Origin of the sequence: Bacillus paralicheniformis (assembly GCF_002993925.1) — a bacterium.
GTDB lineage: Bacteria > Bacillota > Bacilli > Bacillales > Bacillaceae > Bacillus > Bacillus paralicheniformis.
Window position 1 is genome coordinate 2,893,851 of the sequence record NZ_CP023665.1, and the last position, 12,411, is coordinate 2,906,261.

The 12,411-nt window shown below is 45.3% G+C and carries 11 protein-coding genes; 3 read left to right on the top strand and 8 right to left on the bottom strand.

Going from position 1 to position 12,411, the window contains the following annotated elements:
* Positions 1-26: 26 nt before the first annotated feature.
* Positions 27-1,400: an MFS transporter gene (locus CP943_RS14775; RefSeq protein WP_026579217.1), complete on the bottom strand. Its 1,374-nt coding sequence runs from the start codon at positions 1,398-1,400 to the stop codon at positions 27-29.
* A 571-nt stretch (positions 1,401-1,971) separates the two neighbouring features.
* Between CP943_RS14775 and CP943_RS14780 the strand changes: the two genes are divergently transcribed.
* Both CP943_RS14780 and CP943_RS14785 read left to right on the top strand, forming a co-directional pair.
* A complete protein-coding gene (locus CP943_RS14780; RefSeq protein ID WP_020452350.1) occupies positions 1,972-2,352 on the top strand; it encodes a hypothetical protein in 381 nt (126 codons plus the stop codon).
* 226 nt (positions 2,353-2,578) lie between these two features.
* Entirely contained in the window at positions 2,579-3,373 is a 795-nt protein-coding gene (locus tag CP943_RS14785; RefSeq protein WP_025811081.1) for an SDR family NAD(P)-dependent oxidoreductase, read from the top strand.
* A 37-nt stretch (positions 3,374-3,410) separates the two neighbouring features.
* Here CP943_RS14785 and CP943_RS14790 read toward each other — a convergent pair whose 3' ends face one another.
* From CP943_RS14790 to CP943_RS14820, 7 genes are all read right to left on the bottom strand, one after another.
* The gene (locus CP943_RS14790) at positions 3,411-5,444 is read right to left on the bottom strand and encodes a glycoside hydrolase family 32 protein (RefSeq protein ID WP_025811080.1); all 2,034 of its coding nucleotides are present in this window, start codon (positions 5,442-5,444) and stop codon (positions 3,411-3,413) included.
* 129 nt (positions 5,445-5,573) lie between these two features.
* Positions 5,574-6,401 carry a PTS system mannose/fructose/sorbose family transporter subunit IID gene (locus tag CP943_RS14795; RefSeq protein WP_020452353.1) on the bottom strand — a complete coding sequence of 276 codons (828 nt, stop codon included), beginning with the start codon at positions 6,399-6,401 and terminating at the stop codon, positions 5,574-5,576.
* 21 nt (positions 6,402-6,422) lie between these two features.
* Positions 6,423-7,226: a PTS mannose/fructose/sorbose transporter subunit IIC gene (locus tag CP943_RS14800; protein ID WP_020452354.1), complete on the bottom strand. Its 804-nt coding sequence runs from the start codon at positions 7,224-7,226 to the stop codon at positions 6,423-6,425.
* Positions 7,227-7,244: 18 nt separating this feature from the next.
* The gene (locus CP943_RS14805; RefSeq protein ID WP_023855343.1) at positions 7,245-7,736 is read right to left on the bottom strand and encodes a PTS sugar transporter subunit IIB; all 492 of its coding nucleotides are present in this window, start codon (positions 7,734-7,736) and stop codon (positions 7,245-7,247) included.
* Positions 7,736-8,173 (bottom strand): mannose/fructose/sorbose PTS transporter subunit IIA, encoded by a 438-nt coding sequence (locus CP943_RS14810; RefSeq protein ID WP_020452356.1) that lies wholly within the window; start codon positions 8,171-8,173, stop codon positions 7,736-7,738. Before CP943_RS14810 ends, CP943_RS14805 begins: the two co-directional genes overlap by 1 nt.
* 200 nt (positions 8,174-8,373) lie before the next feature.
* A complete protein-coding gene (locus CP943_RS14815) occupies positions 8,374-11,160 on the bottom strand; it encodes a sigma-54-dependent transcriptional regulator (protein ID WP_075213050.1) in 2,787 nt (928 codons plus the stop codon).
* Positions 11,161-11,564: 404 nt separating this feature from the next.
* Entirely contained in the window at positions 11,565-12,023 is a 459-nt protein-coding gene (locus CP943_RS14820) for a hypothetical protein (protein ID WP_026579215.1), read from the bottom strand.
* 120 nt (positions 12,024-12,143) lie between these two features.
* Here CP943_RS14820 and CP943_RS14825 point away from each other — a divergent pair, with 120 nt between their 5' ends.
* Positions 12,144-12,404, top strand: coding sequence for a YrhK family protein (locus CP943_RS14825; protein WP_023855347.1), 261 nt, complete (start codon positions 12,144-12,146; stop codon positions 12,402-12,404).
* The last annotated feature ends 7 nt before the right edge of the window (positions 12,405-12,411 follow it).

The window sequence follows — 12,411 nt, forward strand, 5'->3', positions numbered from 1 at the left end:
AAAATGTATATTTCCACTGAAATTCTTCATAGAGTCCAAGTCACTTTATCTCTATTCTCTAATTCACGTACGACTTTTGCATATTTTTCATCGCTTAAATTGTAAAAATTAATGTCGATCATAGCCAATATAAGGAAAATAACCGGAACTACAGTTGTCGTTAATAATATCCCTGTCAACGCTTCAGGTGTTTGGACCTGGCCTGCGGCATAGCCGAACTTCTCCAATATGAGTCCTGGAACGATTCCGCCGAGTGCCATGCCAAACTTGAAAAAGAAGCCGATAATCGCATAAATCAATCCACTCAAGCGTTTCCCAGTCTTATATTCGCCATATTCGATTGTTTCAGGGATAAGCGCCCACATATATCCCCCGGCCGTCACGCTTCCAACTGCGGCAATGACCCGAAAGAAGAGCACCAGAAACACATTGCTTGGCGGAACAATGAGAATGGCTAAAAGTCCAATGATATTTAATAATAAAGCGGCATTTAATAGCTTTCTCTTTCCCAGCCACTTATTGATTCGGGGTATAAACGGCAGGATGGCCAATGCAGGAAGGCTTCCAAGCAAGCCGTACCATTTCACAAGATCGGCTCTGCCTACATTGTACGTCATGTAGTAGATGCCGACGGAATTGCTTATCGAGTTGACGCCAAAAATAATGATAAAGAAAATGCTTAAAACGACTAACGGACGATTCACCCGGAATTGCTCGAATAGATCGGAAAATTTAATTTTTTCTTCGGACATTGGCAGAGTGACCCGTTCTTTTGTACTTTTAAAACAAAAGATTAATAGACAGGCGCCAATTATCCCCAGCATGCTCATCGTCAGCTGCCAGCCAAGAGCCGTGTTTCCTGTCGTATCACCTAAATAAGTAGAAAGTAAAGGAACAAAAAAAGATACGATGAGTCCGCCAAGATTGGCAAAGACCATCCGAACCGAAGTAATGCTGACGACCTCTTGATTATCTCTCGTCATCGCGGAGGTTAATGCGCCGTATGGAACATTTATCGCTGTATATGTGAGTGATAAACCGACATACGTGATATAAGCGTAGATTAATTTTCCGGTATCTGAAAAATCAGGGGTTGTAAAACAGAGGATGGCAAGTACAGAAAGCGGAAACGCGCCGAACAGCAGATACGGCCTAAACCTCCCGAATCTGCTGTTTGTTCGGTCTACTAATGTTCCGATAAAAGGATCGGCAAGCGCATCAATGATTCGAACAATCAGAAACATTGTTCCAGCGGCAGCGGCTGATAAACCATAAACATCCGTATAGAAAAATAACAGATATGTAGAAACCGTGGTGTAAATTAAATTACATGCTAAATCTCCAGAAGCATAACCGGATTTCTCATACATACTAACTTGGTTTACATGTCCACCCGTCATGATTCTTACCTCCTCCACAGCCTTTCAAAACGGCTTTATGATAAGTTTTTATGAAAGCGTATACATAGAACCTGGCAAGCGGCCTTTCAGCCGAAGTGAGACAGATGCTTCACTCGTCAACCACGAATACTAGATTGTAGGTTTATGTCATCTTATCACCTCCTTTTTCCAATTTCGCAAGAATCAGATTTCGAAGGTTGCTTTGATCAGAACATAAAATGATCTCCCTCTTTCATCCACTCCTTATGCACACACTTAGTTTAATCATCAAACTAAGTTTAAGTCAGTTTGAAAATGTTGTCAATCATTAGCAGTGTCTATTTCAATTTCAAAAGAAAAAAAACTCGAAAAACCGCGGAGGCCTTCATGGGATATCAGCTTCATTTGTTACAGCGCCGCAGCACCATGATCGGCCTTTTTTCTTAATAAAAGCACAATTTATGGATGCCGTTCGCAAAAAGTGCATCATATGAAAAAGATAAACCCAATTTTTCAGGGAACAATGCCTCATTCTTTCATCTGTGATGAATGATACAATCCCCAGTGTAGTGACTAAAAAGGAGGACCAATCATGAAATTCAGCAAAATCGGTGCCTTACTGCTCACTTTGGCGTGTTTGCTTTTGCCTTTTTCTTCTGCGTCTGCAGCAGGTTCCGGTGTATGGGATAATATCGGCACATACGGCATGACATCGCAGACTCCGATCATTAAATCAGGCGGAGGGAAATTTTATTTTCACAACAACAGCTTTTATGGCTTTACTTTTACGCTGTATGAAGTTGACGGGGCGGGAAGCACGCCCGAAATCGTTAGAAAAAATATCTACGTCGGACCGAAAAGCAACAGTCCGGTGATCGATGTCAGCGATTTTACAGATGGCGCGAACAAAAAAGCAGAACTCGTTCTGTTTAAAGGGAACGATACATACATCACCGTTACTTGCTATGATTGAATTCCCCATAAACAGTAAGCCCGCCGTTTACAGACGGCGGTTTTTTGATGCTTTTTTTGCCTGGTCAAACAAACGGTCCCCTCTTTAAACTGAGGGGGCACAAAAAAGTGCCTATATAACTTTAAAGTGCGTACTTCCGTTTCGGGTTCTTCTGTTCCATAATCATGAATGATGTTTTGTATGACATTGTTCTGTTTATACTGAAAAGAAAACGGAGGGATCCATGATGAACCTGAACTTACGAGGAAAAACAGCATTGGTGACCGGATCAACGTCCGGAATCGGCAAAGCGATTGCCGCTTCACTTGCGAAAGAAGGTGCGTCTGTCATCATTAACGGACGCCGGCAAGACAAGGTCAATCAAATAATAGACGAATTGAAAGGCCAATTCCCCGAGGCTGTTCTTCATCCGGCCCCTTATGATCTTGGCACTGAGAAAGGGTGTCAAGACCTAATAGCAGCGTTCCCGCATGTTGATATTCTCATTAATAATTTAGGAATTTTTGAGCCGGCGGAATATTTTGAGATTCCGGATGAGGATTGGTTCCGCTTTTTCGAAGTGAATATTATGAGCGGAGTAAGGCTCTCGCGGAGATATTTGCAAAGCATGATCGAGAAAAAAGAAGGCCGGGTCATTTTTATTGCGAGCGAAGCTGCGGTTATGCCGTCACAGGAAATGGCGCATTACAGCGCAACAAAAACAATGCAGCTTTCGATTTCCCGGAGCTTGGCAGAGCTTGCTACGGGTACAAATGTGACTGTCAATACCGTTATGCCGGGCTCAACCTTAACCGAAGGCGTTGAAACGATGCTGAAGACTCTTTATCCGGATGAAAACCTGACGGTCGAAGAAGCGGAAAGGCGGTTTATGAAAGAAAACCGGCCGACCTCTATCATACAAAGGCTGATTCGGCCGGAAGAAATCGCGCACTTTGTCACCTTTTTAAGCAGTCCGCTTTCCTCGCCGATCAATGGTGCAGCCTTGCGGGCGGACGGCGGATTGGTCCGCAGTGTCTTTTAAATGAAAGGCTGGAATGCCCGGCATTCCAGCTTCATCGTTATCGATCAGCATAAACATGTTGGAAGACTGCGGTCGCATCCCATGCATTCAAGCCAAATGCTCCCTCGGTAAACGTGGAATCCCGAGCACTTATCACCAATCGGCCGTCCAAGTAAATATGAAAGTTGGAATCGCGGGCCACCGCCTTCAGGTGATATTTCCGGCCGGTTTCTATCGGTGTGCGGTGTTCGGCAATAACAGAGGCCGAGCCGTTTTCAAATTTGAAAAACTTCACCACATCATGCTTGGCATCCACATTGGCAAGATATCCGTTTTGAACATCCTTGTCGGCCCGAAACACGAGAGCACCCGCCCCTCTGCCATTTCCATCCTTTACCGTGACATCTGCTTCATATGTGAAATCTGTTCCTTTTGCTGAAGATAAAATGAACGAATCCCCGTCAGATCGCCCTTGTTTTCCATCAATCGTGTCGGCCCATACACCGTTTACGGTCGTCCAGCCGGTCAAATTCGATTGAAAGGGTGACGTTCCCCATACGTTTTTCAGAGGATGAACCGTCATCGAATTCAGCTTGACAAACCCGTTAGATGCGTATACTTCAAGCCCTTTACTGGATCGGTCCGGCAGAATAATGTCGGTGATCACCTGCCTCCCGTCGTTGCCGAATACTTCAACTGAAGAGCGGTCGACATAAATGCGCATCTTCACCTTCCCACCGACCGGTTGCAGCGGGGCCGCATGCTTTCCGGTGTTAAAGTTCGGATTAAAGGAGACGTTTCCGGATTGGCTTCGGTCGACGAACAGTGAAGCGCTGTTTTTGCTGTAGCCGATTTTCGTATATTGGTTTTCCCCTGTTCGGACTTTAAAGCCAAATTCGGCCGCAGTTCCGGTATTTACTTGAAATTCCGCATTGATTTCGTACGCATTATCTGACAGCGCTTTCAAAAAATTTCTGTTTCGAGGTGAAATGATCTTGTTTTTCCACATTTGCGATGCACCCCTGATCGACTTCAGCTCAGTTACCGGAGCCTGAACAATTCTGAACCCTTCGGAAAACGCTTTCAATTTTAGTTCTCTCGGGATAGACATTGCGCTTCTCCACGGGGAAGTGGGAACATCGTTTGCGTATTGCCAATTGCTCATCCATCCTAACCAAAGCCTTCGCCCGTCAGACCGCGGGATATCAGACCAGCTGACAGCTGCGTAGAAGTCTTTGCCGTAATCTGTCCATAATACGCGATTCGGCGGGTTTTCATTTTTAAAGGTTGTGCCGTCAAAGCTTCCGACGAAATATTGCATGCCTGATCCTCCTGAGACAGCACCGTCTCCAACACTGACTTGCATCACCCATTTCGTTTCATTCGGTCTCCCCTCTACAGGAAGCTCAAACAGATCCGGACATTCCCACACGCCTCCATGGCTGCCTTCTCCTTCGCCGAATTCGCTCGCATGTGTCCAGTGCTTCAGGTCAGGCGATGTATAGATTAAAATTCGGTCGCCGCCCGCAAGCACCATCACCCACTTTTTCGTCTGTTTGTGCCAAACGACTTTCGGATCTCGGAAATCTCTTTTTCCCGGATTTGGAATGACGGGGTTGCCTGAGTACTTCGTCCATGTCCTGCCTTTGTCATTGCTGTAGGCGATGCTTTGTACTTGTTCCCCGTCCCGGTCCTGCGTATAAATGGCAACGAGCGGCTTCTCCGTCCCTGTTTGAAACCCTGTTGTATTATGCCGATCGACGACAGCGCTTCCCGAAAAAATTGTCCCTTTTTCATCCGGATACAGCGCGACCGGCAAATGCTCCCACTTGACCAAATCTTTGCTTACTGCGTGCCCCCAATGCATCGGCCCCCAGCGCAAGCCATACGGATGATATTGATAAAACAGATGATATTCCCCCGCGTAATACACCATCCCGTTCGGGTCATTCATCCAGTTTGCTTCCGGCGTGAAATGATACTTGGGCCGATGATCCTCGTTATAGTAGTCCGGGTCGGCCGCAGCTGCGGAAAAGGCTTCCGGAAACATCATAGCCCCTATGATCCCCATCTGAATCATTCTCTTTTTCATCCCTTTTCTCCCCTCTTCTTCACACGGTTTTTAGTGACGGTTAAGGCAGGAAGTCCAAACAGCCTCCCCCTTTTTGCGGCCGAATGGACCTGCCTCTCCAAAAGCTAAGAAAAGAACAACTAAATCATTTTATGCCAAAAAGCCAGCCCAATAGCCGACAATCCCGATGATAAAAATACCGAAAATCATGAGAAGAGGATTCACCCCTTTGCGAAGCATCCAGGCAGCGAGCAATGTCAATCCTAGAGGCAGTACCCCCGGCATGATGCTGTCTAAAATGTTTTGCACGGTCTGTACATCGACTTTGCCTGCATCATCTTTAATTCTCGACACGACGATCGGGATATTGATCGTCGTCCACTTGGAAACGAGCGCTCCCATCACAAACAGCCCGAGTATTGAAGCGCCTTCCGTCAGTTTCTGAATGCGGTTCCCGACCAAGTCCTGCAAAATTTCCATGCCTTTCACATAGCCGTACTTTAACCCGTAGTATTTTGTACTTAACCTGATCGCGTTGATTAAAAAGAAAAACAAAAGCGGGCCGGCGATGTTTCCGCTTAAAGCAAGCGACGCTCCCAAGGCTGCCAGAACGGGACGCAGCGTCCCCCAGAAAATCGGGTCGCCCACACCTGCCAACGGGCCCATTAAGCCGATTTTCATTCCATTAATCGCTTTGGCATCAATCTTTTTATTGTTGGCCATTTCTTCTTCCATCGCAGCGGTCACGCCGAATATCGGCGCTGTCAGCCACGGATGCGTATTAAACCATTCCAAGTGGCGCTGGAGCGCTTCGCTCCGTTTCGCTCCCGGACCGTACAATTTTTTGATCGCCGGAATCATGACGTAGCAGTAGCCGAGCGCCTGTACACGCTCAAAGTTAAATGATCCGAGCAAAAAGTTTGAGCGGATAAACATACTGAAAATCTCTTTCTTCGTTAACCTTTTTTCTGTGCTCATTATTCGTCCCTCCTTCAATAGTTAAGCATCCAGATCATCGTCATCATCATATGCAGCCACGCTGCTGTCACTGGCGGCAGCCACCGCCCCCTGCGCATGATTTTTTTGCATCACTTGCTGATATAAAAATGCCAGACAAAGCCCGAGGGCACCGAAGCCGACTAAATTGAAATCGGTAAACGCGGCCAGCAAAAAACCGATATAGAAAAACGGCTTCAAATACGGAATGTTCATCATGTTGATGACCATCGCATATCCGACAACAACGATAATCCCCCCGCCTATTTGCAAACCTTTTGTGATGACGTCCGGAATATTTCCCAAAAACGCCTGAACAGCGCTGACACTGATCAGAGCCACAATCAATGTCGGAATCATAACGCGCAGCGCCTGAAACGCCATGGCGGTAATATGCATGATTTCAATTCCTTTAAAATTGCCATCCTTTGCGTATTTGTCGGCACGGTGAATTAAAAATACGGTGATCGTCCTGACGAAAATCGTCAGCGCCTGACCCGCAGCAGCCAAAGCCACCGCGACGGCAATCCCTTCACCGACTCCCTGATCGGCGGTAATCACTAAAATGGTCGAAATCACGGAAGCGATAGCCGTATCGGGGGCCATTGCAAGACCGACGTTCATCCAGCCAAGCGCCATCAGCTCCAGCGTTCCGCCGAGAATGATGCCTGTTTTCAGATCCCCGAGAACCAGGCCGACCAACGTGCAGGCAATCAGCGGACGGTGTGTCTGCCCTTCGTCCAATACACTACCGATACCTGTTATAGCTGCAATGACGAGCAGCAAAATAATTTGAATCGTTGACATGGCTTTAGAACCCTCCTTCTAGGATTTTATTGCGTTTCTTAAAATCTGCATAAAGTCTTCGCTCGAATCTGACGGCAGCTGCCTCAGTTCCAGCTTCACGCCCAATCCGTGCAATTGTTCAAACGATTTGATGTCCTTTTCAGTCACGCTTACCGATTTCGTGATTTGCCTGCGGTTATTCTCGAAGCGCATCCCGCCGACATTGACTGTTTCGATCGGAACACCTGCTTCGATTAAAGAAACAATGTCGCCCGGATTTTCGAATAACAGCATTGCCGTCGTATCTTCGTACCGCGGACTGTGAAACGCTTTGGCCATTTTGGAGATCGAAACGGCGCTGGCTTTCACATTTGAAGGTGCGACAGAAAGGATCAGCGTTTTTCTCATTTCGTCCTGCGCCACCTCATCAGAGACGACGATAATGCGGTCAGCAGCGTGGATTTTAATCCATCTTGTTAATACTTGGCCGTGAATAAAGCGGTCATCAATTCTTGCTAAAACGATTTTCATTACAATTCATCCTCTCTTCCCTGATTAGACTGACTGAATTTTTCCAATTGTTCGCTGCAGATTTGGAAGCATTCCCGGCTCATCTTTTTCAACTGGTTCAGCAGTTGTTTGAGCGGCATATGCTCCCTCAAGCTCAATGCCTCTAACAAAATCGGCAGGTTCACGCCGGCTGCCATATCGAATCTCCGCTCCTTCGCGATGTAAGGAGTCGCTGCGTTGTATGGCGTCCCGCCGAAAATATCCACTAAAAAAAGCACCTCGTGTTCCTCCGGAATGTCCTTCAGCGTCTGATGATATTTTTCTTGCAGTGTCTGAATGCCTTCCCCTTTCAGAAACGGCACCGCGATCAGGCTGTCTTCTTCTCCGAATATCATCCCTGAAGATTCTTTTAATGCTGTGGGAAAGTTTCCGTGGCCGCTGATAATGACTGTAATCATGTACATTGCTCCTTTCTTTTTTCGTTCGCTTATTTATAATGCAAGGATCGTGCCAACAAAATTGTATTAAGCGCTTTCACTGCATCTCAAGACGAATGATTTTCAAGTTTGAAACACATTCAAGCATAAAAATAAACCTGTATTAAAATGGGATTCCACTTAATACAGGTTTACCTGAAAAAATCGCTCATGGAAAACAGCTATAACTCTTCAGAAAAGATGGTCGCGATAAATATTTTTTCATCTTCGCTGATCGCGAGTCCAAGCTTTTCTTCGTAAGGCTTTAATGTTTTCTCTGTGATGTGAAGAACGTTTTGAAGCTGATCATTCATTTCTTCTTCCTCAGGAAAAGCGATCGGATTCTGTTTGATCACCCTTTCAAAAGCAAAAGCGGTATGCATGATGACTTTGATCAGCACCGCGTTGCTGAATGTGATGCGCAGTTCGTCTTGAACCGTCTGAAGCCACTCCAACAGCATGTCTATCATATGATAGGGATTCAAAAAGACAAGATATTTTTTCAGGCTGTCTTCGCACAGCTCCTTCACCACCACATTTTTACCGGATAATCCGCCGCTCGCAGGGATATTGCCGTTTCCAATCACTTGCTGAATCACTTTTTCTCCTTCGCCTTCAATCAATACTTCTAAAGGCACGTGCGGAGCATCGATTTTAGGATTCTTCGTGCCCACCGTGGCAAGGATCTCATACGTTTTTTCAATTTCTTTCATGCGGTTTGCTAATTTGATCGATGACACCGTCAAAATGCTGATTTGTTCATCTGATGTCCTGCTCACGATTGCTGTTAAGATCTCTTCGAGCTTTTTCGCCGTTCCGCCGCCTGTCGTGCAAATGGAGACGATCGCCTTCTTTTTGCCTGAGACCCGCGGTTTATCGGCCCATAAATCGATGAAATCCTTTGTAACCGAATCATAGATGGCGTGCAAATTCAAATTCAAATAATTCACCTTGCGGACAGCATCAAGCACCATCGATGTCGTAACATTGCTGATCGTTTTTATTTTTACGCCCGTTTGTTGTTCGAGCCTTGTTTCCAGCATCGCAAGCGATCCCATGTCGACAAGCATTAATACGCCTTCTCCTTCATCAACCTGCTTCACTTTCTCCGCCAGACTGCTTACGATTTCCGCAGGTGAAACGGTCAAAGGCATATCAACCGCAGCAATCGGGGTGCTCCCCAGCAGTTCAGTGGCTACTTCAACCATAGAGCTCGCCGTGCTGTTTCCATGGGCCGCCACGACAATGCCCGTCCTTTTGTTTTCTTTCCATGATTTAATCGACTGAATCAGCATCGTCAAGTAGATGACTTCGATTTCCGGAACGGTTACTTTAAAATACGCTTGAATTTTATCTTTGAAAATCAGTGCGACCTCATATTCTTTCACATGGGTTTCCCTGATTTCATCTGTTTCCTGCGGGTTTAAAACATCAATCTGTTTTCCGCGCTTTAAAAATGCGGCGATGTGCATGCTCAGGAAATAGATGAATTTACGGTCGAATTTGCAGTCTAACTCATGTTCAGCGACTTCCTTTAATTCTTTCGTCATCTGAATCACGTCGTCTTCAACGAATTTGAGCAAGCTGTGGTTTTGAAGCATTTTCTGATTAAAAAAGCTTCTGACGTGCAAATGAATATCCGTTAAAATATATTGATTGATTTGTTTTTTTGTTAAGCCTTCTTTATTCAGGATTTTCGCTTTTTCTTCTATGACATGGTATAAGTTAAATGAGTCATCGATTTTCGTTGTATCATCTTCCACAATCGGAGAGATGATCGTTGTAATGTTGACGTATTCAGAAATCATTTTGCTCCGTTCGATATTTTTGCTGCTGGACATCCAGTCCTGTTTGATCTCATCGGGAAGATCCCGGACGGTCAGTTCAACAACCTCGTCTTTGTCAAGGTTATTTAAAAATCCGTGCGCACAGACCAGCTGCACATTTGATTTCAGCTGCCCGACATTTCCGAATTTTGCAGAATGAATCAATGCATTATAGACGTCGATATGCACATTTAAGTTTTTTTTGATCCGCTCTGCTTCTTTCCCCAATAAAAACGTTGTCAGCTCCACTCTTTCTCCAAGGGACCGTTCATCGAGCGACGGAATATGTACGGTCATCGGAATTCTCCGTAAAAATGTCTTCAGCAATGCAGAACTCGGGTTTTCTGTTGTTGCGCAGATAAACAGGACTTTTGCCGTTCGCTTATGCTCTGTTTCACCAAGCCTGTTGTATGTGCCGCTGTCAATGAAATAAAACAGCATTTCCTGCCCCTCCGGCGGGAGACGATGAATTTCATCCATAAACAGAATGCCCCCGTCCGCCTGTTCGACTAATCCTGCTTTGTCTTCGCCGGCACCTGTAAACGACCCTTTTTTATGTCCGAACAATTGCGAGAGCAATAATTGAGGATTGTTATAATAATCGGCACAGTTGAATGTGATGAACGGGGAATCGGGCTTCAATATGTCCGAATAAACGGCGAACTGGTAGATCCGGTTCGCAAACAGCGATTTCCCCGAACCCGTCGGACCGAGCAGCAGCATGTGCAAGCCGTGCGGAGGATAAAAGACAGCCGCTTTCGCCTGAGAGATTGCCTTTTTCAAGCTCCCTTTGGCCCCGATCATGAGCTCGAGGGGATCGGCGGACATGTTGCGCGCCGGCTTTTTTTGGCCGTCAGCCAGCCGCTTCAGTTCTTCAACCTCCATCAACTCTGAGTTCCATTTGATGTTCAAGATGTTTTCAACGATTTCCACCGGGACATAGCGCACAGGGAACGTTTTAATCTTGATCACCTTTTTGGCACGAACGAGATTGTTTAATTCAAAGCTGACATTTGAACGCTCCATTTGCAGCTGACCGGCGATTTCTTGAGCCGAATTCCCTTGTATCTTTAAAAGCTGATGGATATTCGTTTCGCGAAAATTATCCAGCAGCTGATGGTAGATTTTATCTATTCTTTTCATATGTATCATCCTTTGTTCTCGATTGATCAGCAAAAAGGCGGCAAACTTCTTGAAGATTCAGAACTTTAAAGCCGAATCACGGGATAAAAAAAAGATCTTTTACAGATTGACAATCCTGACTCTCCTACTTTTATATCGATTTGTTCGTGCTCTCATGACACAGTCTGGTGTTTTTGCTTCATCAGAATCCACAGAAACACCCCACCCAAAGTAGCAGCTTGTCAATAGTGTATCATTATTGAGAAAATATTGGTGAAAACATCCTGTATTTTTCTCTAAATGTAAATGTTTTGTGAAAGCTCTGCTGATCAACGTTCACTTCGATACCATGTTGGCCGAACGACCGGCTGCCTTAACTTTCACAAAAAAGGCCGTTGACGGTTCAACGGCCTTATCTTTATGATTCATCTCCCTTTGAAAATAAACGATTCCTTTAAAAGTCTGCCTTCGCTCCCTTTTTCCGTCCAAATCAAGTCCACTTCCAATTCGGTCGCATTCTCTGCCAATAGCAAATTCCGGTGCTTGACAGGGCTTCCGTCATTTAAGCTTTTGGCTAAAGAGACCGCATTGTCGTGAGGAATATTCCAAAGCGAAAATTTCGTTGAAGAATTGGGTTCATTCCGATAGAGATAAATTTCCGCCGAAGCTATATCGTGTCCAATGTTTTTGATTTCGACAGCATAAGTATGAAACCTACCTTTTTCCGGCTTCGCCATTCCGTTTTTTGCTTCGGCTTTACCGATTTGAACTTCCCATTGTTTTGAAGCCTGTTTAACCGGCAATTCTTCAAACGTCAGCGCTTTTGTTTCAATTGTCGGAACAATCATGCCGAACAGGCACAATGCACATATGAATAGCCGCATATTTTTCACTCCTCGATGGTCGATGTCCCCATATGTTATTCCTTATTCATAAATCCTATGCATACCGACGTTTCACTCCTGCTTCCGGCAGGGTAATAAAAGGACTGGAGGGATCAAGCAATGCCGCAAAACCACAATGATCGATACGAACTCTTTTTCAAAAAAAGATACAAAGTTCTTCATACATTAAACGATTTTCTTATCGGTCTTTTATTCCTTGTCGGGAGCTTCTGTTTTTTCTTCGAGGAACTGAAGCCGGCGGGAATATGGATGTTTGTGATCGGCAGCTTTCAGCTGTTAATCAGGCCGACGATCCGTTTGGTTCATGATTTTCATTACCGGAAGTTTGTTGAGAGCCGGCGTTCCAAATCCCGTGAGTAAATTTAAA

Excerpts from the sequence above, each read along its gene's own strand:
- CP943_RS14775 (WP_026579217.1), bottom strand. The coding sequence starts at position 1,400 with ATGACGGGTGGACATGTAAACCAAGTTAGTATGTATGAGAAATCCGGT.
- CP943_RS14790 (WP_025811080.1), bottom strand. The coding sequence starts at position 5,444 with ATGAAAAAGAGAATGATTCAGATGGGGATCATAGGGGCTATGATGTTT.
- CP943_RS14785 (WP_025811081.1), top strand. The coding sequence starts at position 2,579 with ATGAACCTGAACTTACGAGGAAAAACAGCATTGGTGACCGGATCAACG.
- CP943_RS14815 (WP_075213050.1), bottom strand. The coding sequence starts at position 11,160 with ATGAAAAGAATAGATAAAATCTACCATCAGCTGCTGGATAATTTTCGC.
- CP943_RS14800 (WP_020452354.1), bottom strand. The coding sequence starts at position 7,226 with ATGTCAACGATTCAAATTATTTTGCTGCTCGTCATTGCAGCTATAACA.
- CP943_RS14795 (WP_020452353.1), bottom strand. The coding sequence starts at position 6,401 with ATGAGCACAGAAAAAAGGTTAACGAAGAAAGAGATTTTCAGTATGTTT.
- CP943_RS14805 (WP_023855343.1), bottom strand. The coding sequence starts at position 7,736 with ATGAAAATCGTTTTAGCAAGAATTGATGACCGCTTTATTCACGGCCAA.
- CP943_RS14820 (WP_026579215.1), bottom strand. The coding sequence starts at position 12,023 with ATGCGGCTATTCATATGTGCATTGTGCCTGTTCGGCATGATTGTTCCG.
- CP943_RS14825 (WP_023855347.1), top strand. The coding sequence starts at position 12,144 with ATGCCGCAAAACCACAATGATCGATACGAACTCTTTTTCAAAAAAAGA.
- CP943_RS14810 (WP_020452356.1), bottom strand. The coding sequence starts at position 8,173 with ATGATTACAGTCATTATCAGCGGCCACGGAAACTTTCCCACAGCATTA.
- CP943_RS14780 (WP_020452350.1), top strand. The coding sequence starts at position 1,972 with ATGAAATTCAGCAAAATCGGTGCCTTACTGCTCACTTTGGCGTGTTTG.